This window comes from Alloalcanivorax mobilis, from assembly GCF_002864685.1.
Classification (GTDB): domain Bacteria; phylum Pseudomonadota; class Gammaproteobacteria; order Pseudomonadales; family Alcanivoracaceae; genus Alloalcanivorax; species Alloalcanivorax mobilis.
In genome coordinates this window covers 125,433-149,605 of sequence record NZ_NMQZ01000002.1, presented here as the reverse complement: position 1 = coordinate 149,605, position 24,173 = coordinate 125,433, and the positions used below count along the sequence as shown (strand labels likewise).

Genomic DNA, 24,173 nt, shown 5'->3' with positions numbered 1-24,173 from the left:
GGCGTTACTCATGGCTGTCGGTGAGAATGTGGTGTAGCCCGGCGCAATCCACCATCGGATCGTCACAGTTGACCACCGTTTCGGAGTGGGCGAGCACATAGCTTTTGCCGGTAATGGTGTTGTCCACCACCTGGTGGCCGTCCACGTTGTTCACCTCAATGAACTCGCCGATAAAACCGGAGCCGCGCAAAGACACGGTTTCCAGGCGGTCGCCGGGTGAAATCATGCCTTCGTGGTGCATCAGCGCCAGCCGCGCCGAGGTGCCTGTGCCGGTGGTGCTGCGACAGATCACCCCGGGGTGCACATAGGTGGCGGAGCGCGACCGATAGAAGTGATCGCTGACCTGTTCCACCGGGCCCATGAAATGCAGGAACGGCAACGGCCCGACATCGCCCAGGGTGTAGTGGGAAAAGCCCCGCTCCGCCTGCAAGGCGGCGACAATGGCCTCGGCGCAACGGGCCAGATCGCGCTCTTCGTCCAGAGTCAGATCAAAGCCCAGCGCGGCCGCGTCCACCAGTGCGTAGAAGCCGCCGCTGTAGGCCACGCTGTAGGTCACATCGCCGAGGTTGGGCACGTGGATGCGGTGACGATAGCTGTCGATGTAACTGGGCAGGCCACCGCAGGTGACCGATTCCACCACGCCATCGCGCACCCGGGCCTCAATGTTCACCAGCCCCGCCGGCGACTCCATCTTAAAACTCCGCAGCCCTTCCCGTTTCTCCACCAGGCCGCTTTCCAGCACCGCGGTGGCGGTGCACAGGGTGTTGGAGCCGGAGTAAATCGGGTAGCCCATCACTTCCATGATGATGTACCCCACTTCCGCCTCGGGGTCGCAGGCGGGAACGATCAGGTCCACGGACATTTCCGGAATGCCATACGGCTCATTCAACAGCAGCCGCCGTAAGCCGTCCGCGTCGTCACGCAGATACTCCATTTGTTGGCGCACGGTGTCACCGGGCAGCCGGTCGATGCCCGCGAACACGATACGGCTGACATCGCCGCCGGCGTGGGTATCCATCAGCTTGATCTTCAGCGTCTCACTCATGGCGTTTGCTCCCGGGCGTCAACGGCGAAACGGGCACCGTGGGTTTGCCACTGCCGATCCGGAACCATCACGATTTTGCCGAGAAATCCGCCGCCGCGATTCACGAAGTAACGCTCCGCCTGGTGCAGTTCCGACAGCTTGAAGGCACCGTGCAGTACCGGTTTAAGACGGCCGGCGCGGATCCATTCGATCAACTGAGCCGCCTCGTCGCGGGTGCCATGAGAAACGCCATGAATGCGCACTTGGTACAGATAAATGCGCGTCCACAGTATTTCGCTGAGATTACCGGCACTGGCACCGGCGATGCTCAGTCTCGGGTAACCGCTTCGGCGCTTCATCTCAAAAGTCATCGCGTCGATAAAACGGTCCGTCATTTCGCCACCGACCAGATCCATCACCGCGTCCAACGGCTTGCCGTTGGTGAGCGCGGCGACGCGCTCCGCGAAGCCCTCCATTTGCGAGCGGTCCAACACCGCCTCCGCGCCCAGCTCCCGCAACGCGGTGGCTTTATCCGGCGTACTCAATGCGTAGGGAATCGCCCCGATGATCCGGCACAACTGAATCAGCGCCGTGCCCACACCGCCACTGGCACCGCTGACCAGCACGGTTTCACCGGCTTTGACTTCAGCGCTGGTGAGCATGTGAAACGCGGTCTGGTAGGAACACATGCCCATCGCCGCCAACTCCGCGTCCGCCAGCTCCGGGTTGTCGACGTGATAAAACTGATCCGACGGCACCGCCACGTATTCCGCGAAACCGCCATCGGCGCCGTGGCCGTAATAATCCGGTGTCAGGTTCAAATCGCGGCGTTGATCCGGATAGAGATTGAAGTCCAGCAAGCCCCGTTCACCGACGCGTCCGGGATCGACGCCTTCGCCCACCGCCGCCACCCGGCCGGCGATGTCGGCGCCCTGGATGCGTGGGAATGTCAGGGTCGCCTCGCCGCCAATCTGAAACGAGGTAACCTCGACATTATCCTTAGTCGGATACAAACCCTCGCGTGCCTTGCGGTCGGTGTTGTTCTTGGCAGTGGCGGTCACCCGCACCAGCACCTCGCCGGGCCCGGGCTCAGGCACCGGCACATCATTCCGGTACACCAACTGGTCCACGTCGCCGTGGCCGGTGAGCAACATGGCGCACATGGTGTCGGGGATCGAGTTCGCCTGCATATCGGCTGCCATGGCAAGCCTCCTCGCGTTGGGGAACCTCTGGACGACGTGCTGACGAGGCCATGGTCCCACGGTTCGAATTCAACGCCGGAAAAAAAGCGTCTATTCGAAAGATGACGGCCCGATTCCGGATTTAAAGGGGGCCGCCAGGGCCCCGGCCGGCGAGCGGGCCCGACCGCGTTTCAACCGGACTCAGACCGAGCCGGCGTGCGCCCGGGCGGCGCCACGCCGGAGGGCGCTTCCCCGCGCCATGGCTTTTTCCACGAACGGTGAAGTCATGGCGCGTACCAGAGCGCTGTAGTTCACCGCGAAGCGCACTTCCGCGCCCACCTGTAAACGCCGCTGCCCGCAATCGATCAGCAGATGATCACCGCTGGCGCCAAGAATGGTCAGCCCTTCCGGCGGCTCCAATCCATCCGGAGCGATGTCCTGTTCACCCACCGCCAGGATCGCGCGCGCCATGGCGCCAGTGTCGGTGGAGGTGACGTCACCGCCGAAGGCGGTCTCCGCCAAGGTGCCCCACGGCAGCGAAGGCTTGGTCTTGGACTCAATCACTTCCGCCACCAGGGAAATGGCGTCGGTGTGAAGGCCGTCGACGGGTTCGCGGTGCAAGGGCTCGCGGCCAAGAAGAATGGCTTCACCGAGACGCAGGTGATTGATGCGTCCGACGCGGCCATTGCCCAGCGCCCAATTCAGGTTCGCCGAGTTGCCACCGGAGACCAGCTCCAGCTTGACGTCGAGAGCGGCCTCCACTTCGTCGGCGAGCGCCGACAGCGCCATCATGTTGTGCTGATCCGGCGCCACGCCACTGTGGCAGGCCAGATTGACGCCGATCCCGGTGAGAGCCAGATGCGGCAGGCGCACCACCTCTCGGGCGGCGTTGATCAGATCAGCGGGCAAAATCCCTTCGCGCAAGTCACCCAGCTCGACCATCAGTACGATGCCATGGGTGCGTTCAGCGTTTTGCGCCGCCGACGACAGCCGGCGTACCACCGCCAGTTCAGTGTTGAAGCTGATGTCCGCGCATTTCACCACCCGCTCGGCCTGGCTGAGCATCGGCGAGCGGATCAGCATGATCGGCGCGCTGATGCGTTGCAGACGCATCGCTTCGATGTTTTCAATGCGCGAATCGCCCAGGCCGCTGACGCCGGCGCGCAACATTGCCTTGGCGACTTCAACCGCGCCCAGAGCGGCCTTGGTGACACCGGTCACCACGATGCCACGGGCACCGAGATCCTCCACCAGTACACGGGCGTTATGGGTGATCTTGTCCAGGTCGATTTCCAGCCTTGGCGCGCTCATTGCACTCCCCCTTTCCGCCCGGCCTGAAGTTCGGGAAACGCGGCCAACACCATTTTCACCAGCTCCTGCTCGGGCCGGGCCAGGGCATCGGTGACGGGAATGGCGAGACGCTCGCCGAAAGCGGTGATCGCGGCGCTCACCTGGGTGTTGTCCATGTGCTCATGGTTGAGTGTCAGGCCGATCACCCGAGTGTCCGAAAACGTCTCGATCAAATTGATTTCGTCGGCCGGGTCAGGCATTGCCATGGCTTCGAAATCGCAACGGAACTTCCGTGCCGGGGCGTGTTGCAGCACCACCGCCTGGGGGCAGGCGCCGCGCAGAATAAATGAGGTGGTGGAGAACGCCGGGTGGCTCAGCGCGCCCTGCCCCTCGATGATGATCACGTCCGGCTGCTCGGCATGGAAGGCGTCAACGATGGTGGCTTCCAGCTCGCCGGCGCAAAACTGAGAGGGCACCGAATCCAGCGCCACCCCGTAACGCGCGCCTTGACTCAGCCCGGTCTGACCGGTGCCCACCATTACCGTCTTAAGCCCGATGCGGTTCAGCGCCGCCGCCAGAACCGTGGCGGTGGTGCGTTTACCGATCGCGCAATCGGTGCCCAGCACCGCGATCCTCGGGCAGGTCACCTCGTGAATGCGGCCACTGAACATGCGCAGATACTTTTTGGGCCGGGGCCGGCGCACATCAACGATGTCCACGTTGTGAGCAATGGCGGCGGTGGCGAACTCGGCGTCGTCGTTGAGGAATTCATGCAGCCCGTTAACGATGCTCATGCCCTCGCCCATGGCCGCCAGCACCACGGCTCGCTGATCATCGGAGAGCATGCCGCTGGCCGGCGCCATGCCGAAAATAAGAAAGTCCGGCATCACCGGGGCCTGGCTCAGCGCCATGGCGAGATCGGCGTAAATGGGAATGCCATTGGGCACGCCATCCAGCACCACGCCGGTATCCAGACCCGCCTGCCGGCTGTCGATCACCGACAGGACGTCGTATTTTTCCGAGTGGCGAATCAGACCGTTGGCGGTTTTGCCATCGATATCACCGAACTGCCCCTCGCAATAGACAATCGCGGTGGCGGTGCGTTTTCGGGCGCTGGGCGCGGGGAGGTGGGCGGTGTGCAGCGGAGGGTCAGGTGGAGCGGAAGCGACAAAAGCGGGAGCGGAGCGCGTGGTGTTCGGAGGTGCCTGCGCCGAATAAAGGCGGGCTCGTAATGAAAGCGTGGAAACGGTAGTCATAATGCTCCTCAAGCGGCGCATGGCTTAGAGGGGCAATGGCGATTATGCCGGCCTGGCGCGACCGGAGAACAACAAGAAGTCCCCACTAAGCGGTGGGGTGAATCGAACGGCAGCATAGCACGGATTCGGCTTGCCCGGGCGGAAACGGTAGCCGGTGAGACTTTACAGAACAAAGATCAGCAGCAAATTGGCACCACCGATCAGCGCGAACAGCGCCCAAGCCAGTGCCTGCATCGGCACCGGCAAAACGTGCTTCTGCATGACACTACGCTCGCTGGCGAAGCGGATCAGCGGCCACATGGCGAACGGCAACTGCACACTCAGCACCACCTGGCTCCATACCAGTAGCGTCCCCACCGAGCCATCCCCCAGGATCAGCACGCCGGCCAGCGCCGGAATCAGCGCCAGGCCGCGGGTGATCAGGCGACGCTGGTAACAGGGGATCTTCAGCTTGAGAAAGCCGTCCATGATCACCTGGCCGGCAATGGTGCCCGTGAGCGTGGCGCTTTGCCCGGAGGCAAACAACGCGACCCCGAACAACACGGCGGCGGCCCCACCGGCAATCGGCGTAATCAGATGGTAGGCGTCGTCGATGCTGGATACCTCGGTCAGGCCACTGGCATGGAACGCGGAGCCGGCCAGCACCAGAATCGCGCCGTTCACCAACATGGCGAGAAACAATGAGCCGATGGTGTCCACCCGCACCATCGCCAGCGTATCGCGGACCGTGTCGCGGCCACCCGTTACCCGACGGGTCTGCACCACGGAGGAATGCAGATAGAGGTTGTGCGGCATGATGGTGGCACCGACGATGCCCAGCGCCAGCACGATGGCGTCGCGGCTGTCGTGGCCCGGGTTACCGGGCACCAGACCGGCCAGCACCGGTCCCCAATCCGGCGGCACCATGGCCAGCTGAGCCACGAAGCAGAACACGATGGTGCCGATCAGGCCCAGCACGATCGCCTCGATTTGCCGGAAACCACGGCCTTTCAGGCCCAGCACAATAAGCGTATCAAGCACGGTGAGCAGGATACCCCACACCAGCGGCACGCCCAGCAACAGGTTGAACGCCAGTGCGCAGCCCAGCACCTCGGCCACGTCGCAGGCGATGATCGACACTTCCGCGCTGAACCACTGCACCGCCCGCCCCACCGGCCCGTAGCGCTGGTAACTGAGCTGCGCCAGATCCTGGCCAGTGACCAGGCCGAGCCGGGCGGTGAGCAACTGCAGGAACATGGCGGCGATGCTCGACACCGCCACCACCCACAGCAGCGCGTAACCAAAATGGGCACCGGCCTCGATGTCCGTAGCCCAATTGCCCGGGTCCATGTAACCGATCGCCACCAGCAAGCCTGGGCCGACGAAGCGCTTTAAGCGCGCCGCGAACGGCGCACCGGCATCAATGTGGATGCTGCCCTGCACTTCCGAGGGACAAAACGGCGCGGTGGCGGTTCTGGGTAAAGAAAACATGGGCGATGGGCCTGGCGAGCAAACGGCTGGTCATGCGGAGCGTAGCATGCCAGGCGCGGTCCATGGCATTAACAGACGACACGCCGCTCTAACGCGACACCGGGTCGAGTTCAACCAATAGGCATCACACAATGGCGAAGCGGCACTCGGCCGGATCGCGGGCCTGACGGGCCGATGGTGGTCCTAGTCCACCACTTCCACGAACCCCCCGTTTTCGTCTTTGACAAAGGCACATCCCGGCTCCCGGTCGAGCAGATCGATAAAGCCGTCGTCCACGGTGAGTACCGCACCCAGCGACACATAGGCGGCATTGGCGGTGTCTTCCAGGTAGTCCTCGGTTTCATCGCCGGCCAGAAAACTCCAGCCGCTGTCGTCGTCCTGGTCAGGCTCTTCGCGATACAGGTAGCCTACCGGCTCGCCTTCGCGCAGCACCTTGTTGGTCACTAAACAGCGCGCAAGGTATCGATCGGGCAAGGCGGGCACCGGGTCCGGCACGTCCACGCCCATGATATGGCGGGCCTGAAACGACACCGGATCGTGGGGCTGAAGATGGTCGATATAAAGTGGCTGATTGTTAAGCGTACCGATGAAACCCTGTTCGTTCACTCCGGTGATCAACACCCACATGCGTTCGGCACCGGGCGCCTGGGGATCATCCGATTCGAACTCGAAGATCAACTTGGCAAGATTGCCTGGCCGGAGCGCGGTGATCGCCACCGGCGAAGGCTTGTAAAAGGTGTACGGATATTGTGTGGCCAGGGCTTGCGCATCGCCCAGGGTCCAACGTGGTGACATCACGCTCCCTCCGGCCGGGTCGGCAACGATTCGCTCTCCAGAAGACGGCGAAAGACCTTGTTCACCACGGACAGATCGTCTTGCGCCGGATCGGTGGCCGGCGAAGGGGCGGCCGTCGCCGCCAGGGCGGAGAGCTCCGACTCGATGAACTCATTGAGCGCCGGAATAGCGGGCATGAACTCTTTATCGTGGCCACTGCCGCGACGGGCCAGCAGTTTGTCGATCGCCTGTTTCAACGCGGTCTGATCTTGCACCTGGTCACGCAGACGTTCGAACTCGACCGGCGCGGGTTCACCGTGGGCCTGTAACCAGCGCACCGCGAACAGAGCACGCAACACATGAAAATATTTTTTCAGCGGTACCAGCTGCGCCTTCAAATGCCCCTGGTAATTGCTTTTCGCCATGTTGTAGTAGTGATGAATGCCTTTTTGCACCGAGTAAACCTCGCCGCACAGGGCTCTTGCCTGTTCGCCGAAATGGCACTTGTCCAGGTAAACCCGTGGCGATTGCAGCCATTCGACCACACTCGGATTGGAGTGCCCCAGCAGCTTCAGCGCCTTGCGCAGATCCCAACCATTGAGGTCAATACCGTCGGCGGGCTCGTATTCAATCACATCGCGCTGTTCTTCCACATCGACGCTCAGGTACCAATCCCGTGAGTGGCTGTAGATAAAGCGTACATCGTAGTCGCTGGCCGGCGAGGCAAAGCCCCAGGCACGGCTGCCCGACTCCACTGCGTACAGCACTCGCACGCCGTGTTCTCGTTCCACTTCATGCAAACGCTGAACAATGCGCTTGCTGGTTGGGTCACTGGTCATTGCTGTTTCCGTCATCAGTTGATGAACTCCTGGTCACTCAGGCCATGGCCCACCGCTCAGGTTCCCCGATCCAGATGCCAGCCCAGCAGGTCGCCCACTTCGTCGTAGACGTTGGCCAGCACTTCACAGTCGCAAAAACCACCGTGCTGGTTCAACCACGGCTCCACGGCCGCGACATCATGGCCGTGGCGGTGAAGAAATTCACGGGTACGGGTGAGAGTGTGGTCACAGGGTGGGGCGCCGTCGGCGTCCAGCTCGCTGAACAATGATTTCAGCGTCTGCGCCGACAACGGCAAAGACGCTTCCAGTTCCGCGCGCTGCCGGTTGCGCGCTTTCTGCTTGAGTGACTTTTTACGGGCTTTGTCCATGCATCAATCTTTATTCATCAAGGATGATCGAACATCACGGAATCAAGGCGAACTATTGAGATGCGCCACCGTGATCTCGGGAAAATAGCCTTCGATCCACGCCATTAACGTGGCTTCGTCACGGCAGTGCAGCGGCTCATCATCCGGCCGGTACAGTTCCAGCTCACCACCGTTGCGTACGCGCTGATACAAGCAACGCAACCGACCGATCAGCCAGCTCATCGGCGTGGCGTTGCCGTACACATAGGCACCATTGAATTGCACGAACAGCTCGGCGTCGACCCGCCCGTTGCGCAACAACCCGGCGTCCTGCTCCTCTTGGGCGGCGCGCAGGCGACGCGCCAGATCACGGCGTTGCTGTCTCTCGCGCCACCAGCACCACGGGCTCCACAAAGCGCTCATCGGTTCTCCTTTTCCGACATGACTGATCGCATGCTAGGGCCTGTTCACACCGAACCCACTTAGCGGTTCGTGACCGAGTGCAAATGCGCGATCACCCGGGCCGCCACGGCAGCCAGGCAGCCCTTGAAGAAATGATCGGTGCCCGGAAACACGGTGACCGGGTGGCGGGCCTCGCGCAAGTGCGCCAGCAGGTCGGCCAGGGGCGCGCGTTCGTCGTGTTCGCCGTGCACCAGCAGCGCCTGCTCGGGGATCGCCACCGGTTGATAAAAACGACCGTCCGGCACCTGCCCCACCGGCATGCCCAGCAGCACCAGGGCGGGCGCCGGACCGGCGGCCGGCAGCCGGGCGGCGGCGCGGGCGAACACATAGGCGCCAAAGGAAAAGCCCACCAGCGCCAACGGCAGATCGGGGTGCGTCTGACGCAACGCCTCAATCATCACCAGCACATCCTCGGTTTCGCCGTTGCCTTCGTCGTGTTCGCCTTGCGAGCCGTCCACGCCACGAAACGCCGGCCGCACCGCCAGCCAGCCGGCGTCGCGCAGGGCCCGGGCCAGAGCGTGCGGCACCGGGTGGCGCGGCGAGCCGCCAAGCACTGGCTGCGGGTGGCCCACCAACACCACGCCCCGGGGCGTCGAGGCGGGGTGATCCAGGGTCAGGCTCAGGGTTCCGGCAGGGCCGGTCAGATCGAGAGTTTCGCGGTGGGCAGCGGGCATAGCGGGCAGAAAATCCGGCTTCGGGGAGCGCCCATGCTAACACGGGCGCGTGTCCCTGAGCCCGGCGCATGGCCGCTGGCGATCATGTTGCCGCCGGCACTCAGGCGTTGGTCAATGGCTCTTCAGCGTCGCGGGCCGGAAATCCAGGGCCACCAGTTGTGCCGGGTCGGCGCTCTGCTGCCACTGGCTGGCGCCGCTCACTTGTTGACGCAGAATCCAGCGGCCCGGGGCGGACCAGGCGATCTCCACATAGGGGCCGCTCAGCTCGCCCGCGTCGATGCGCATCGCCACTTCATCGACGGGGCCGGGCACATGCCCGCCCGCCGACAAGGCCACCGGCGCCGCCAGCACCTGGCGCAGCAGCCCGGTCAGTTCCGCATCGCTGCCGAAGGCCACCCTCTCCCGGGCCTCGCCAACGGCGAATACCAGCGCGCCGCGGTCGTCCCCGGCACGCTCGATCGCCGCCAGATACACCGGCGGTTGCCCGCGCCCCTGGGCGTAATGGGGTGTCAGCATTGCCTCTCCTGAAAAGCGGCGGTTATTCCACGCCGTTCGCTTTGAACAGTTCATGCATATGGGTTAACAATTCGGGCCCACCGGGCTCCCCGTGTCCGGGGATCACCCGTTCCACGCCAGGGTAGCGCTGTTGCGCGAGGGCGATGGCACGGGGCCAGGATTGCAGGTCCGCGTCGCCGGTATTGCCCAGGTTGTCCGTGGTCATTTCACGCACCGCGCAGCCGCCATAGAGAATCCGCTGTGCCGGCAGCCACACCATCAGATTGTCTGGCGCATGGCCGCCGCCCGGGTAGAGAATTTCCAGCGAGCCCCAGCCCACCGCGCTGCCGACGGTCTCAAGGCCCGGCAGCGCCTTTTCCGGTACCGGATTGCCTTCCCGCGCACTCAGCCGGCGGGTCATCGGATGGGCCCAGACGGTCACGCCCGCCGCCTTCAGCACGTCCGCGCCGCCGGTGCGGTCATCATGGAAATGGGTGGAAAGCGCGCGCTGCACGGGCAGACCGATGTGCTCATCGATCCAGGCCAGCAGTTCCCCGGTGGCGGGCGCGCCCCAGGCCGAATCCAACAGCACCAGATGGTCGCCTTCGCGCACAATCAGGCCATTGGAAGGATACAGCACGCCGTCGAAGGTGTTGTAGGACGTGTGCATCCATACCCCCGGCGCCAGCGGTTCAACCCGCAGGCCCGGATCGCCCGCCGGGGCATGGCCGGCAGGGTGGCTCTGGCAACCGGCGAACACGAGGCCAAGCAACAGCAGAAAAGGCACAAGCGGATTACGAATCATCAGGTTTATCCACGCGATGGGGAAGACACAAAACAAGCCACTGAGCTTACCCGCCACATCGGCGCGGCACTATGAAGTGGATCATTAAACCGGGCTCTTTACGGAAGCCGAGGCCAGCCGGCGGCGCTTCCTATCGAGCGGGCGTCATCGCTGGCGCAATAAAGTGGTGACCGCTTCGGCGAGTGCCACCGCCGACAACGGCGAGCTGCCTTCCGCCTTGTTGCTCAGGGTCACGTAAGCGGGCTGCCCCGCGCCCACCGTGCCGGCGATCACCCGGGCCAGTCCGGCCCGGGTGTCCGGGTCCGGGTCGACCATTCTATTGAACGGCGAATACTGGTCCCGCGCCCGTTCATAGCCAAACGCGCCGTGTTTAAGGTTGAGATTCCAGCGGCACACCAGCGGGCCCGGCCAAAGCGCGCGCAACACCGGCAGTTGCTCACTGATCGGCGGCATCTTGGCGTGCAGCCCGAGGCAATAGGTGGCGCCGGTGTCTTTCAACGCCGCCACGAACGCCGGGGTCAGCCATTGCGGATCGCGCACCTCCACCGCCAGCGTCGCCGCACCGGTCGTGCGGTCGGCGATGCCGCGCAACAGCGCGTGCAAATGCTCGATGAGCCGCGCCGTCTCGCCCAGCCAGTGGCCGGGAAGCGGACTGATCTGAAACACCAGAGCGCCCAGTTTATTGGCCAGGCCGATGCTGGCCGGCTGGGCGAAATCCCGCCACGCGATGTCCGCATTGAGAAAGTCCGGGTTCACCGTCAGCCCCTGCCCGCCGGCACCGCGCACCTGGGCGTCGGTGACCCGCGCCGGCGCTTTGACCACGAAACGAAAATGCTGCGGCACCTGTGCCGCGTACTCGGCGTACTGTTGCACGCTGAGCGGTCGATAAAAGCCGCGATCCAATCCCACCGCCCGGAACAGCGGATGCCGGGCGTAGGCATCCAACCCGCGCCGGGAAAGCTGCTCTTCGGAATAGAGTTTGTCCCACACCAGCCCGGCCCAGCCCGGGTAATGCCAGGACGAGGTACCCAACCACAATCGCTCGGGCAGGGCCGCCGCCAGGCCGGCCAGCGTCGGCGCCGGCCGGGCCGCACGAACCTCCGAGCCGGGCTCGACCGGGTCGGAAAAGAGAGAGGCGGTTTCGGGGCTGCTGTCTTGCATTGGGGGCTCGTCCATGGCCTCCACTTTCTCAAGTTCAGAGCCCGCATGCAAAGCGTTCACGGCGTTTGAAACGGTAACGAAGCTCAGCCGCCCTCGGGCCAGCAGCGAAGCACGCGCACATGGTTGCGGTTGCGGCTGTAGGACGGCGGCTGGCCAAACCAGCGCTGGTAGGTGCGCGACAAATGCGCGGAGTCGGTAAAACCGGCCGTGTGCGCAATTTCGGTAATGCTGCGATTGGAATGCAAAAGGTGAAAGACCCGCCGCAGCTTGCGCCAGGATTTGTAGTCGCGCAGCGACATGCCGAACACCTCGGTCATGATTCGTGACGCCCAGAAATACGACATGCCCAGTTCTCTGGCCAATTGCGTAAGCGTCAGGTTCGGGCCGGCTTCCAAAAGCTCACGGATGCGCGCCACTCTCGGGTCCGCCGGAGGTGACACCCGATGCTGGAACGGTATCCGTACCACCTGATCATAAACGTCAGGAGCCTGACCGGGCGGCAAGCGACCCAGATAGAGCTGCTGCAACGGCGTGTCGAGCTCGCTGAACAAGGCGCGATCGAGCGGTGACACACGGCCCTGCGCCAGCCCCCTGAACGCATCGTATCGGGGCGAGCTGGGCGTGACATGGAAGCAAATCAGGGGCACGTCCCGGGCGTACAGGCTGCGCTCGACGAACGGCGGAATAACGGCGGCGTGGACACGCAGCTCCCGTTCTTTTTCGACCAGCGTGAAAGGTTCTTCCCCGGCCGCCAGAATGATCGCCGCCGAAGGCGGCCGGGTGTCCCGGCTGACAATGGAGGGCGCGGTATACACAAAGCCGGAACAGCCGATGATGTATACGTTGTCTTTGGCGACGTGGGATAAACAGCCAAACCCCGCTCTTTGTTGTTCTCGGTATTTTAAAGCCATGGGATATCTCCTGCCGAGGCGTGGCGGCACACTTGTACGATTTTGCGGTGGCGCGGCAAAAACATTCAATACAGCGCACCTCCCTTATAACACTCTGAAAAAGACCATCTCAGAATAAAAAATAGTTCGGGAGAATTACTATGAGAAAAAGTGAACTGCGACACGGTTGGCGGCGTTGCGCCCTGCTCGTCGCGGGTGTGCCTCTGGCGTTGTCCGCGTTGTCCGGGTGTGGCGGCTCATCATCGTCGGACCATCCGTCCGATGCACAACGCAGCGGCGTTCTTGGCAGTCTCAGTGTTTCCGGCGTGCAGTATCGCGCCGGAGAATCATCGCCTCGGATCACCGACGAGCAGGGCCGTTTCAGCTACGCGGAAGGCCAGCGCGTCGCGTTTTCCCTCGGCGATCTGGCGCTGGGCGAGGCCGAAGGCGCGGACACGGTGACCGCTCTCAACCTTAGTGGCGGCACCGCCTCGGCGGACGACCAGCGCTTCACCAACACCCTGATCCTGTTGCAAAGCCTGGACGCGGACGGCGATCTCAACGACGGCATTCAAATTACCGATGCAATAAGCAACGAAGTCTCCGCCAATGCCACCGCTCTCGCGATCGACCAACCCACCTCGGATTTTAATGCCGCGCTGCAAACGGTCATCGACCGTCTGGAGAGCGCCGGCGCGTTCTCCGATACCGATTCGAGAGCGCGATCCATCGTCAGCGCCAGCGACGCCATTGAGCAGTTCGGCCGGGCCAGCAGCCCGCGCCGGGTGGTGAACACCGCCGATGGCCAACTGCGCGGCTTTCAAGCCGACCCCAACACCTGGCAATTCCTCGGCATTCCCTACGCCAAACCACCCTTGGGTGCACTAAGATGGCGCCCGCCCCAGCCAATGGAACCGTGGAATACGGTGCGCGAGGCGGTGGCCTGGAGCGATCAGGCGGCGCAGAACAGCGCCTTGGAACGCTTCGGCGAAGGCGGCATGAGCGAGGATTCGCTGTATCTGAATGTCACCGCTCCCAAGGAGGCCAAAGAGCTGCCGGTGATGGTGTGGTTCCATGGCGGCGGCTTTACCGCCCTGACCAGCAACACCAAACCGTTCAATAACCCCGAGGCGATGGCCAGCAAAGGCGTGGTGCAGGTCTCGGTGAACCACCGGCTGGGCCCGTTCGGTTACATCGCCCATCCGCAGCTTAGCGCCGAAAGCGGCTACAACGGCTCCGGCAACTACGGGCAAATGGATTTGATCGCCGCGCTTGAATGGGTGCAAGAGAACATCGAAGCGTTCGGCGGCGACCCGGAAAACGTCACCATTTTCGGTGAGTCTGGCGGCGGCCGGAAAGTCCTGTCTCTGATGGCGTCCCCCCAGGCAGCGGGCCTGTTCCACCGCGCCATCAGCCAGAGCGGCACGCTGATTCCGGATACCCGCAGCCTGGCGGACGCCGAAGCCATCGGCAGCGAATTGCAAACCCGACTTGGCGCCGGTTCGTTGGCGGAAATGCGTGAACGGGACTGGCAGCAAGTAGTGGCCGCCGCGGCGACGCTGGTGCCCTACACCAACGTGGACAACCATTACCTGCCCTATACGGAACGGGTTGCTTTTGAATCCGGCAATCAGAACGACGTGCCCTTCATGTTCAGCGTCAACGCCAACGACACCCCGGACCCCACCCGGACCGCCATCGAGGTGTTTCCCTGGATGGCGCCGCTGTGTTCAGCCAACCACTACGCTACCTACTTCACTCACCAGCCCGCCGGCTGGAAAGCCCTGGGCGTGCAGGCCTACCACGCCGCCGAGCTGGCCTACGTGTTCAATATGCCCGAAAGCGTGATTACCCATTATCTGCTGGGCCTGGTGATCGACCCGGCGACCGGGGAATCACTGGTCATCGGTGATCTGAATGGCAACGGCATTACCGGTTCCCAAGGCGACAGCGCCGACATCTTCGCCTCCGCCGGCTTTGATGACACCGATGAAGAAGTGACGGATCGGATGATGACCATCTGGACCCACTTCGCCAAGACCGGCGACCCGAGCATTGCCGGGGAGATCGATTACCCGCTCTACGATGCCGCCAGCGAACAGTATGTGGAAATAGCCAGCGATGCCCAGGCGAAAGCCGGTTTGTCTGCTGTTCTGAGTGACGAATAACAGAAAAAAATTGAGGAAAGCAGCATGAAAGAACAGCAATACATCAAGCCGCGTCTCGCCCTCGCCGCCTTCGCCGGCACCGCGCTGGCGCTTGCCGGCTGCGGTGGCGACAGCGACTCTTCCACGCCCGCCAGTCTCAGCGGCACCTTCGTGGACAGCGCGGTGGCGGGCCTGAACTACACCGGCACCCGCACCACGGGCGGCGTCACCGACGCATCCGGCGGGTTCCAGTATCGGGCCGGAGAAACGCTGACGTTCTCGATCGGTGAACTGGCGCTCGGCGAGGCCGAAGGCGCCGAACAGCTTACGCCGCTGTCGATCACCGCCGGAGCCAGCAGCGCGGACGAACCCGCGGTGCGCAACAAACTGATTCTGCTACAAACGCTGGATCAGGACGGCGATCTGAACAATGGCATCCAAATCTCCGACGCCATTCGTTCGTACATTTCCGAGCACGCGGCGGCCATCGATTTCAATCTGGACACGGCCCCCTTCGGCGACAGCGTGCAAGGGCTGATCGCGGAACTGGACGACCAGGGCGCGTTCTCGGACACCGATCCGCGGGCCCGTAAGGTGCGCGACGCCGACGACGCGCTGGCGCATTTCAGCCGCTCGACCGCCGCGCGCGTGGTGGTGACCACCACCGCCGGCGAGCTGCGAGGTTTCGAAGCCACCGCCGATACCTGGCAATTCCTTGGTGTTCCCTACGCCAAGCCACCCCTGGGTGAATTGCGCTGGCGGCCGCCGGTGAAACCGGAGCCCTGGAGTGGCGTGCGCGACGCGGTCGCCTGGGCTGACCAGTCCGCTCAGGACACACAACTGGAAAGTATTAATCAAGGCGGCATGAGCGAGGACTCCCTGTACCTGAACGTGACCGCTCCGAAGAATGCCCGCGATTTGCCGGTCATGGTGTGGTTCCACGGCGGCGCGTTCGCCATCCTTTCGGCGAACTCGGACCAGTACAACAACCCGCAAGGGCTTACCGAACACGGCGTGGTGCTGGTCACCGTCAACCATCGCCTTGGGCCCTTCGGCTACATCGCCCACCCGGCGCTGAGCGCGGAAAGCGGCTATGACGGCTCCGGCAATTATGGGCAGATGGACCTGGTGATGGCACTGGAATGGGTGCGCGACAACATCGCCGCCTTTGGTGGCGATGCCGGCAACGTCACGCTGTTCGGTCAATCCGGCGGCGGCGGCAAGACCTATTCGCTGATGAATTCACCGCAAGCCACCGGCCTGTTCCACAAGGCCATTGTCATGAGTGGTTTCGCGGAACTGGAAGAGGACAGCGTCGGCAACGATTCCCTGGCGGAGTCCGAGGCGATCGGCGAGGCCCTGTTCGAGCGGGCCGGCGTGGATTCTCTGGATCAGGCGCGCGCACTGCCCTGGACCGCCTTCGTCAAAGCGGATCAGGACAACGACATCCCTCGCCAGACCTACCGGCCCAATGTGGACCACTACTACCAGACCAGCACCTATTATCAGAACGCCTTGCAGGGCATGCCCAGCGATGTCCCGCTGATGGCGGGCGTCACCGCCGGCGACTACCCGCACTTGCGCGCGGCGTTACCGGTGTGGCTGCAACAACGCTCGGCGGACTACCAATCGGAGCAATACATTTATAAATTCACCCGGGTGCCCGCCGGCTGGGATGCCATGGGTCTGAGAAGTTGCCACGGCTGCGAATTGCCCTATCTGTTCGACCATCCCGCCGGGCTGGTCCAGAACTATCTGCTGGGTCTGGTGCTCACACCGGAAGGCGGCCGCCCACAGATTGACGACCTGAACGGCAACGGTGTGACCGGTACCCAGGGCGACGCGGCGGACATCTATGCGTCCCTGCAATATGGCCAGGACGATAAGGTGGTGAGCGATCTGATGATGACCATGTGGACCAACTTCGCCAAAACCGGCGACCCCAGCCCTTCAAGTTTGCACTGGCCGGCCTATACCGAGGCCAACGACACCTTCGTCGAGGTTGGCCAGAACACTGAGCTCACCGTGCAAACCGGCCTGCAAGCCGCGACTCAATAACAGTATCAACACGCAGGCAAGACCGCTTTTTTTGTTAAAACGCCGGGGCCGTGTCACATCGCGGCCGCGGCGCCCGGAGGCACGCGCTGGCCAGCGGCTAGAGCCCGGCGAGACGCTCCAGCGTATCCGGGTACCGTTCGATCAGGCGGATCAGCGTGGCCGCCTGGGCGTTGGGCCGGGCGCGGCCCTGTTCCCAATTTTCCAGGGTGCGCGGGTTGGTGCGCAGGTACATGGCGAACACCGCACGGGACAGGTTCAACCGCTCGCGCAGCGCCAGCAGATCATCCGCGTTGATGGCTTCCACCGGGACCAGCCGCACGGCCTGCTCGCGCAAGGTCAGTTTGCCGTCGCGCTGCGCTTGCAGTTCCCCGAAGCCTTCTTTCAATTCGGCAAACAGATCGCGTTTCATGTGTCGCTCCTTGCCTTCAATTCAGCCTTCAATAGCGTCTTCAACGTCTTGCGCTGACCGAGGGTCAGATCGCTGGCTTCGTCCTTGTCGTAAAGCGTAAACAGCCAGAATTGCCGGCCACCGCTCCACCAGTAATAAATCACCCGCAGCCCACCGCGCTTGCCCTTGCCGCGCCGCTCGTCCACGAAGCGCACCTTGCGCAGCCCGCCGGTGCCGGGAATACGCGCCCCGGCCTCCGGGTGCAGCATCAGTATCTGCTGCAATAACCAGTAGGTGTCGTCGTCCAGATACGCCGCCCGGTACCGGCGAAAGGAGGCCAGTTCCACGAAAATCGCCTGCATGATATACGTTACCTGCGTACAAATAAACCCCACGCTGAAAAGCCCACCCTGAAAGGGGGCACCCTGGGAATCACTGTACGCAGGCGAGCACGGCACCGCCGTCGGCGAGACACTCGAATGCCTGTGCGCAACGGACCCAGTGTAATGTCAGTAAAGGCTTACGGATCTGGCGGTTCAGCGACTGTCTTGCGCCCTCTGGATGGCATCGCGAACAACGCCCATCCCACCTTCAGCAGGCGAGGTCGGCCAGACACCGGAACGGCCGGGCGGCTTCCAGTTCGAAGGCCAGTTCCAACAAGGTGCGCTCGTCGCCGTGGCGGCCGGCAATCTGCACGCCGATGGGCAGACCATCGCTGGTCTGGCCCAGTGGCAGCGACATCGCCGGGCTGCCGGAGGCGTTGTTGGCGGGTGTAAAGGTGGTGTAGCGCAGCAACCTCTCCAGTTGCGTTTCAAACGGCAGGTCGGCGCCCAGATACCCGAGCTCCGGCGTGGTGTGCGCCAGCACCGGCGTCAACATTACATCGTAGTCACCGAACACCCGCGCGTAGCGTTGCCGGCTTTGACGCAACTGAAACAGCATGCCGGGAGTTTGCAGAAAATGTTGTTTGTAATAGATGGCCAGGCCCCGGGTCAGCGGGTCCAACTGGCTCGCGTCGAAGGCCGGGCTGAGCACTCGCTTGCCAAAGCGGCTGACCAGAAACGCCAGCATCGCCCAGTAGAGCAGAAAATCGTCGGCGAGACGCTGGGGCAGATCGATCCGCGCCGGCTCCACATGGTGCCCGAGGTCACTGAGCCACTCGGCGGTCTCGGTGACCGCCGCGCGGGTTTGCGGGCAGGTCGCATCGCCGGTGATCGAATCCAGCATCACACCAATACGAAGACGCGTCTGGCCTGGCCCACCGACTTGCCCGATGAGCGGCAGTTTCCGGTTGCGATAGTACTTTTCCGCTTCGGTAAAAAAATGGGCGGTGTCTCTGACCGTGCGGGTCAGCACGCCATCGCAGATGATATTGATCGGCAACGCTTTGGCCGCTTCCTGAGTAACCAGCCGCCCGCGCGTGCTCTTCAGCCCCACCAGCCCGCAACAGGCGGCGGGAATCCGAATCGAGCCACCGCCGTCATTGCCGTGGGCAATCGGCACCGCGCCGGCGGCCACCAGGGCCGCGCTGCCACCGGAAGAACCGCCGGCGGAATAGCCGGTGTGCCAGGGGTTGCGGGTGGCGGGCGCGCCCTGCCGTTCGGTGCTGGCGGTAAACCCGAACGCGGGCAGCGTGGTCTTGCCCAACATGTTGAAGCCCTGGGCCAGAAACTGTTCCGCGAGCACACTGGTTTTACGCGCCGGGGCGGGGTTCACCGCCTGGCTGCCGTGGCCGGTGGGCAGGCCGCGCAGATCGATGTTGTCTTTGATCAGGCTCGGCACGCCGGCAAAAAAGCCCTTGAAATCCTGGTTTCTGGCGCGCGCCCGGGCGTCCCTGAAGGTGTCCAGCGCCAAGCCGGCGAGCACCGGATTGACACGCTCAAGACGGGCTATCGCCGCCTGGGTCGCTTGTTCGGCGCTCAGTTCCCCCCGGCGCAGCCGTTCGGCCAGCGCGGTGGCGTCGTCGTTGCCCAAGGCGTCATCGGTAAAGGCGTGCAGTCGGTGAGAGGTCATCGGATCTCGCGTCGTCGAAGGTCGAAAGGCTATTCAGACTGGCACGAAGGTACCCGTTTTCCCCACCAACGGGAGGGCCGGCTTAGGCCAATATGAGCACACGGCGAACACAACGCAGGCAGTCGCCAGCGCGACACGGGCGGTGTTTGCGCCGTCAGCGCGGCGCGAAAGCACGCAGAAAGAGGGTGACACAGACCTCCGCCCACTGTTCCACCTGGGCGCGGCTGGGGCGGGCCTCGGGATGCAACAAATAGTGCTGCTGCAGCTCTGATCGCACCAGGTTGGCGAACGCGGTGGCCGCCGTTTCCGCCGATAAACCGCCAAAATCCAGCTCACCGGCATCGGCGGCGCTCGCCATTAACTCAGAAGCACGCCGGATCATCGCGCGCGGCCCGGCCTGGTAAAAGCGGTGGGCCAGCTCCGGAAACTTCGGCGCCTCGCCGACCAGCACCCGGTACTGGGCCAAGGCCACCGGCGACAGCACGATGTCCAGATAGGTGCACGCCAGCGTGTGCAAGAGCGCCTCCACCCCCTTGGGTTGGAACTGGATGCTTTGCACGCCCTCCAGAAACGACTCGCACTCCGCCTCCACCACGGCGGTGAACAACGCTTCCTTGGTGGGAAAATGGGCGTAAACCGTGGATTTGGAGACCCCCGCCTGCTGCTGAATCATATCGGTGGTGGCGGCACTGAAGCCGTGCTCCAGAAACACATCCCGCGCCGCCCGCAAAATAGTGTGGGCTTTTTGATTGGTCGGCGCGGCGGGGCTCATGGCGGTCTCCAGCATGACGGAGAAAAAAGTGTACCGGATGTCTCGGCCACCGTCATTGCCCGATTTCCCTGCTTTCGACCCTTTATATCTGCGCTCTCCAAAAGCCGCTCTTGCGTCTACCCGGCTGTCTTATTACCATATCGAACCGATAGGTACAGTTCGATTTGCGCCCTACCTGTCTTGCCACTCTTTCCCCCCTACATCGGAGCCGCCCACCATGACCAGCGCCACCGCGCCGGCTCAGCCCGCTTTCGGCCCGCGGCTTGCCTGCGGGCTGACCGGCGTGTTTATCGCCGCCATCATGGCCGGTCTGAACAGCCGGGTGGCGGCCCTGGCGCTGGTGGACATTCGTGGCGCCCACGGGTTCGGGGCCGACCCGGCCTCCTGGCTGGATACCGTGTATCTGGTCGGCGAGATCGCGGTGCAGCCGTTCGCCGCCTGGTTCGCCGTGACGCTATCGCTGCGCCGCTACCAGTTGGCGTTGATCACCGCCGCCACCGTGCTGGCACTGCTGCTGCCGTTGGCTCAATCGTTGCCGATGATGTTGCTGTTGCGCAGCCTGCAGGGCGTGGTCGCAGGCGGCCTGATTCCCACCCTGATGATGGCGGCGTTGCGCTTTCTGCCGTTGCGGATCCGCCTGCATGGGCTGGCTCTGTACGCGATGACCGCCACGATGGCGCCGAACCTGGCGGTGTGGCTGGCCGGCGCCTGGACCGACCGCCTGTTCGACTGGCGCTGGATTTACTGGCAGGTGGTGCCGCTCGGCGTGCTCAGCCTGGCATTGTGCGCCTGGGGGCTACCCCGGGACCCGCCTCGCCACGAGCGCTTCGGCCAGGGCAACTGGCCCGGCCATGTGCTGCTGGTGATCGGTCTCGCTCTGCTGGCGGTGGCCGTCAGCCAGGGCGTGCGATTGAATTGGTTTGAATCGCCACTGATTCGTCTCACCCTGGCCGGCGGACTGATGGCCAGCGCCGCCGGGCTGATCAGCGAATGGCGCCACCCGAGCCCGTTTATCCGCCTGCAACTGCTGGCGCGCCGCAACCTGGGGCTGGGGTTTACCCTGTTCGTCGGGCTGCTGATTCTGTTTCTTTCCGGCGCCCTGCTGCCGCTGCATTTTCTCGCCGAGGTACAGGGCTATCGGCCACTGCAGTCCGGCGTTGTCAGCCTGATCATTGGGCTTCCGCAACTGGTGCTGGGCTCACTGGTGGCGCTGTTGCTGTATCGCCCCTGGGTGGACGCGCGCAAGGTGCTCGCCACCGGGCTGGCGATTCTGGCGCTGTCCTGCTGGCTCGGCGCGCGCATCACCAGTGAATGGATGTGGCGTCAGTTTATTGTGGTGCAGGTGCTGCAGGCGATCGGCCAGCCGATGGCGGTGGTGTCGCTGCTGTTTTTGTCCACCAGCGTGGTTCAACCAGTGGAAGGCCCGTTCGTCTCGGGCATGGTCAATATGCTGCGCGCCTTTGGCACCACTCTGGGCAGCGCCCTGGTGACCCAGTTGATGCTGGTGCGTGGCCGCTTTCACAACGACATGCTGCTGGACGGCCTGGCCAGCGCCGCTGCCAGCCTGGGGCTGAATGACAGCCGGTTGCTGGCCCTGTCAGACACCGTCGCCAGCGAGGTCACCACCCTGGCCACCGCCGATGCCTACCGGGTGCTCGGCATGCTCGCCCTGATGCTGATTCCCCTGGCGCTTTGCCTCAATGCCGTGCGCCCACCATCCCTTTCCACCCGCTCACCGGAATAACGCCATGGTTTTATCCCGCCGATCCTTTCGTGTCATTGCCGTGCTGGTGCTGCTGATTCTGGCCGGCGCCGGCTTTTATACGCTCAACCGCCCGGAGAGTAGCGCCACGTGGCAGAACACCAACGACGCCTATGTGCAGGCCGATCTGACCCGCGTCTCACCGCAAATCGCCGGCCGCGTGGAACGCGTTCTGGTGAAGGAAAATCAACCGGTGCACGCCGGCGAACCGCTGCTGGAAATCGACCACCGCGATGCCAGCATCAAGGTGGACGAGGCGCGTGCCGCGCTCGCCCAGGCCGCCGCCGAGGTAACCGGCCTGCAAGCACGGTTGCAGCGCCAGCAAAGCACCATTGATCAGGCGCATGCCCGGCTGAGCGCGAACCGGGCCGCCGTTACCCTGGCCGAGCAGGAACGCAGCCGCTATCAGGACTTGGCGCAACGCGGCGCCGGCACCGTGCAGGCGCTGCAGCGCGCACACGCCGAACTGGCCGCCAAACGGGCCAGCCAAGCCGGCGACCAGGCCGCCTACGCGGCCGCCAAACAGGAACTGGAAGTGCTGCGCGCGGACATCGAACAAGCCCGCGCCGCGCACGACACCGCCCAGGCCAGGCTGGACGCCGCCGAGCTGGCGCTGTCCTACACGCGCATTGCCGCACCGGTGAGCGGCACCGTGGCACAGAAAGTGGTGCGCCCCGGCGCCTACGTGAACATCGGCGAAACCCTGCTGACGCTGGTGCCGCTGGCGCACCTCTACATCACCGCCCATTTCCGCGAGACCCAGATCGCGCACATGCGCGCGGGCCAACCCGTGCGCTTCACCGTGGATGCCCTCCCCGACGTCCCGTTCTCCGGCAAGGTAGCCAGCCTGGGCCCCGCCAGCTCGGTGAGCTTCTCGCCGATTCCACCGCACAACGCCAGCGGCAACTTCACCAAGATCGTTCAGCGTCTTCCGGTGCGCATCGCGGTGGACCCGGACCAGCCCGGCCTGCAGCGACTTAAGGTGGGAATGTCGGTGGTGGTGGACGTGGACACCCGCACCGACTGATGGTTTTAGCGCTGACCAGAGAACGGCAATCGGAGCACGCCATCAACAGAGGCCCGGCCTTCAGCCGGTCTTCCGGTACAGCCGCCCGCCGCCTTTTTTGGTGCCGGTGTCCTCAACGCCCGGGAAACGCCCCTGCCGCACCAGCCGCAGAAACGCGTTACCCAGCTTGACCCGGTCGCCGATGTAAAGCCGTTGCCAGCCCTCGCCGTAGAGTTCGGAAAAATGGAACGCACCCGGCGCGCGTTTTTTCAGTGCCGCCTCCAGGCGGGTCTGCAATGCAGTGTCCATAAACCTCTCCTACCAGGTCTGGCCGAACCGAGGCCGGAGCAAAGAGCTCAACGCACCGGTTCCGTGGCCGGCCGCCCCGGGTCGTTGAGTTTGCGATCGCGCACCGGGGGCTGGCCATACAGGCGCGCGTATTCGCGGGTGAATTGGGGCACGCTGACGTAGCCAACGTCGAAGGCCGCGCGGCTGGCGGTCTTGCCTTCCACGAGCATCAACCGCCGTGCTTCGATCAATCGCAATTGCTTCTGGAATTGCAGCGGCGACACCGACGTCACCGCTCGAAAATGCTGGTGAAACGAGGAACGGCTCACGCCCGCGGCCGCCGCCAGTTCAGCGATGGTCAGCGGCCGGGCATAGTCCCGGCGCAGCAGCGCCACCGCCCGCGCCACACGCCGGACCCGGCTGTCTGGCAGGCCCAGATGACGAATCGCCGCGCCCTTTTCTCCTAGCAACAACCAATAATGAATCTCGCGCAGCAGTTGTTTTTGCAGCACCGCCAGCGAGCGGGGCCGTTCCAGCAGCCGCAGCAAGCGGAGCATGGCGTCACGCAGCCCGGCCTCCACATCGGCGCTGGCCTCCGCTGCCGCTGATTCGGCCAGGTTGATGGCGACCCCCAACTCGGCGATCACCGCCGGGTCCAGATCCAGGGCGAGCGCCAGGTAGGGGGCGGCGACACTGGCCTGGCTGATGCGGGTGACCGTGGGTTGATTGGCGGTCACGATCATCGAGTCGCCGCCGACGAAGGTGAAATTGCGATTGCCGATGCTGACCTGTTTGCTCCCCTGCAGCACCAGACAGATCAGAGGGTTGGCGATGGCATGCTCGAGCGCACTGGGGGCGGTGCCGCGAATCAGCAACAGACCGGACACCGGCGTGCCGGCCACGCCGCTGGCGTTGGCGTTGGCGTGCCGTTGTGTGTAGCAGTGAACCGCCTGGCGCAAGGAATCGGACATGCCCCATTGTGATCCGACACCCGGGGTCGGGTACAGAGATACGGACAATCAGGCAAAAAGTGGCGAGCTTCACGCACCGCCCGCTCCGCCTGCCCGGCTA

Annotated in this window: 24 protein-coding genes; 4 read left to right on the top strand and 20 right to left on the bottom strand. The window is 63.9% G+C overall.

Features of this window, described 5'->3' with window-relative positions; all coding sequences use genetic code 11:
• Window positions 1–4 precede the first annotated feature (4 nt).
• The 14 genes from CGS25_RS02350 to CGS25_RS02285 form a co-directional block, all read right to left on the bottom strand.
• Entirely contained in the window at window positions 5–1,045 is a 1,041-nt protein-coding gene (locus tag CGS25_RS02350; RefSeq protein ID WP_089031417.1) for a proline racemase family protein, read from the bottom strand.
• Complete coding sequence (locus tag CGS25_RS02345) at window positions 1,042–2,226, bottom strand: zinc-binding dehydrogenase (protein WP_232802208.1); 1,185 nt, start codon at window positions 2,224–2,226, stop codon at window positions 1,042–1,044. Before CGS25_RS02345 ends, CGS25_RS02350 begins: the two co-directional genes overlap by 4 nt.
• 180 nt (window positions 2,227–2,406) lie before the next feature.
• Window positions 2,407–3,516 (bottom strand): alanine/ornithine racemase family PLP-dependent enzyme, encoded by a 1,110-nt coding sequence (locus tag CGS25_RS02340; protein ID WP_101674453.1) that lies wholly within the window; start codon window positions 3,514–3,516, stop codon window positions 2,407–2,409.
• A complete protein-coding gene (locus CGS25_RS02335) occupies window positions 3,513–4,751 on the bottom strand; it encodes a DUF1611 domain-containing protein (protein WP_101674452.1) in 1,239 nt (412 codons plus the stop codon). The genes CGS25_RS02340 and CGS25_RS02335 overlap by 4 nt, the downstream gene beginning before the upstream one ends.
• 162 nt (window positions 4,752–4,913) lie before the next feature.
• On the bottom strand, window positions 4,914–6,221 hold the full coding sequence (locus tag CGS25_RS02330) for an Nramp family divalent metal transporter (RefSeq protein ID WP_101674451.1): 1,308 nt from the start codon (window positions 6,219–6,221) through the stop codon (window positions 4,914–4,916).
• A 183-nt stretch (window positions 6,222–6,404) separates the two neighbouring features.
• The gene (locus CGS25_RS02325) at window positions 6,405–7,016 is read right to left on the bottom strand and encodes an immunity protein Imm33 domain-containing protein (RefSeq protein WP_198588669.1); all 612 of its coding nucleotides are present in this window, start codon (window positions 7,014–7,016) and stop codon (window positions 6,405–6,407) included.
• Window positions 7,016–7,834 carry a nucleotidyltransferase domain-containing protein gene (locus tag CGS25_RS02320; RefSeq protein WP_101674449.1) on the bottom strand — a complete coding sequence of 273 codons (819 nt, stop codon included), beginning with the start codon at window positions 7,832–7,834 and terminating at the stop codon, window positions 7,016–7,018. The genes CGS25_RS02325 and CGS25_RS02320 overlap by 1 nt, the downstream gene beginning before the upstream one ends.
• A 56-nt stretch (window positions 7,835–7,890) precedes the next feature.
• Window positions 7,891–8,202 (bottom strand): DUF2695 domain-containing protein, encoded by a 312-nt coding sequence (locus CGS25_RS02315; protein ID WP_089031411.1) that lies wholly within the window; start codon window positions 8,200–8,202, stop codon window positions 7,891–7,893.
• Between the two features lie 42 nt (window positions 8,203–8,244).
• Window positions 8,245–8,604, bottom strand: a complete 360-nt coding sequence (locus CGS25_RS02310; RefSeq protein WP_089031410.1) for a hypothetical protein — start codon at window positions 8,602–8,604, stop codon at window positions 8,245–8,247.
• A gap of 59 nt (window positions 8,605–8,663) precedes the next feature.
• The gene (locus tag CGS25_RS02305; RefSeq protein ID WP_101674448.1) at window positions 8,664–9,317 is read right to left on the bottom strand and encodes an alpha/beta hydrolase; all 654 of its coding nucleotides are present in this window, start codon (window positions 9,315–9,317) and stop codon (window positions 8,664–8,666) included.
• A gap of 111 nt (window positions 9,318–9,428) precedes the next feature.
• Entirely contained in the window at window positions 9,429–9,833 is a 405-nt protein-coding gene (locus CGS25_RS02300; RefSeq protein ID WP_101674447.1) for a hypothetical protein, read from the bottom strand.
• Window positions 9,834–9,855: 22 nt separating this feature from the next.
• Window positions 9,856–10,617, bottom strand: coding sequence for a subclass B1 metallo-beta-lactamase (gene bla / locus CGS25_RS02295; RefSeq protein ID WP_101674446.1), 762 nt, complete (start codon window positions 10,615–10,617; stop codon window positions 9,856–9,858).
• A gap of 144 nt (window positions 10,618–10,761) precedes the next feature.
• Window positions 10,762–11,793 carry a DUF72 domain-containing protein gene (locus CGS25_RS02290; RefSeq protein ID WP_232802207.1) on the bottom strand — a complete coding sequence of 344 codons (1,032 nt, stop codon included), beginning with the start codon at window positions 11,791–11,793 and terminating at the stop codon, window positions 10,762–10,764.
• A 68-nt stretch (window positions 11,794–11,861) separates the two neighbouring features.
• Complete coding sequence (locus tag CGS25_RS02285; RefSeq protein ID WP_157933774.1) at window positions 11,862–12,758, bottom strand: helix-turn-helix domain-containing protein; 897 nt, start codon at window positions 12,756–12,758, stop codon at window positions 11,862–11,864.
• A gap of 71 nt (window positions 12,759–12,829) precedes the next feature.
• On the opposite strand from CGS25_RS02285, the gene CGS25_RS02280 reads away from it, so the two are divergent.
• Window positions 12,830–14,836 (top strand): carboxylesterase/lipase family protein, encoded by a 2,007-nt coding sequence (locus tag CGS25_RS02280; RefSeq protein WP_101674444.1) that lies wholly within the window; start codon window positions 12,830–12,832, stop codon window positions 14,834–14,836.
• Between the two features lie 24 nt (window positions 14,837–14,860).
• The gene (locus tag CGS25_RS02275; RefSeq protein WP_101674443.1) at window positions 14,861–16,873 is read left to right on the top strand and encodes a carboxylesterase/lipase family protein; all 2,013 of its coding nucleotides are present in this window, start codon (window positions 14,861–14,863) and stop codon (window positions 16,871–16,873) included.
• A 97-nt stretch (window positions 16,874–16,970) separates the two neighbouring features.
• On the opposite strand, the gene CGS25_RS02270 is transcribed toward CGS25_RS02275, so the two are convergent.
• From CGS25_RS02270 to CGS25_RS02255, 4 genes are all read right to left on the bottom strand, one after another.
• Window positions 16,971–17,282, bottom strand: a complete 312-nt coding sequence (locus CGS25_RS02270) for a helix-turn-helix domain-containing protein (protein ID WP_089031402.1) — start codon at window positions 17,280–17,282, stop codon at window positions 16,971–16,973.
• A complete protein-coding gene (locus CGS25_RS02265) occupies window positions 17,279–17,623 on the bottom strand; it encodes a type II toxin-antitoxin system RelE/ParE family toxin (protein ID WP_089031401.1) in 345 nt (114 codons plus the stop codon). Before CGS25_RS02265 ends, CGS25_RS02270 begins: the two co-directional genes overlap by 4 nt.
• A 229-nt stretch (window positions 17,624–17,852) precedes the next feature.
• A complete protein-coding gene (locus tag CGS25_RS02260) occupies window positions 17,853–19,274 on the bottom strand; it encodes an amidase (RefSeq protein ID WP_101674442.1) in 1,422 nt (473 codons plus the stop codon).
• A 154-nt stretch (window positions 19,275–19,428) separates the two neighbouring features.
• A complete protein-coding gene (locus tag CGS25_RS02255; protein ID WP_101674441.1) occupies window positions 19,429–20,046 on the bottom strand; it encodes a TetR/AcrR family transcriptional regulator in 618 nt (205 codons plus the stop codon).
• 217 nt (window positions 20,047–20,263) lie between these two features.
• Between CGS25_RS02255 and CGS25_RS02250 the strand changes: the two genes are divergently transcribed.
• The gene (locus CGS25_RS02250) at window positions 20,264–21,790 is read left to right on the top strand and encodes an MFS transporter (protein WP_101674440.1); all 1,527 of its coding nucleotides are present in this window, start codon (window positions 20,264–20,266) and stop codon (window positions 21,788–21,790) included.
• Window positions 21,791–21,794: 4 nt separating this feature from the next.
• The gene (locus CGS25_RS02245) at window positions 21,795–22,835 is read left to right on the top strand and encodes an HlyD family secretion protein (protein WP_101674439.1); all 1,041 of its coding nucleotides are present in this window, start codon (window positions 21,795–21,797) and stop codon (window positions 22,833–22,835) included.
• Window positions 22,836–22,895: 60 nt separating this feature from the next.
• Here the strand turns inward: CGS25_RS02245 and CGS25_RS02240 are convergent, their stop codons facing one another.
• Together CGS25_RS02240 and CGS25_RS02235 are read right to left on the bottom strand one after the other, a co-directional pair.
• Window positions 22,896–23,123, bottom strand: a complete 228-nt coding sequence (locus CGS25_RS02240; RefSeq protein WP_089031396.1) for a DUF1413 domain-containing protein — start codon at window positions 23,121–23,123, stop codon at window positions 22,896–22,898.
• 47 nt (window positions 23,124–23,170) lie between these two features.
• The gene (locus tag CGS25_RS02235; protein ID WP_101674438.1) at window positions 23,171–24,073 is read right to left on the bottom strand and encodes an AraC family transcriptional regulator; all 903 of its coding nucleotides are present in this window, start codon (window positions 24,071–24,073) and stop codon (window positions 23,171–23,173) included.
• Window positions 24,074–24,173 lie beyond the last annotated feature (100 nt).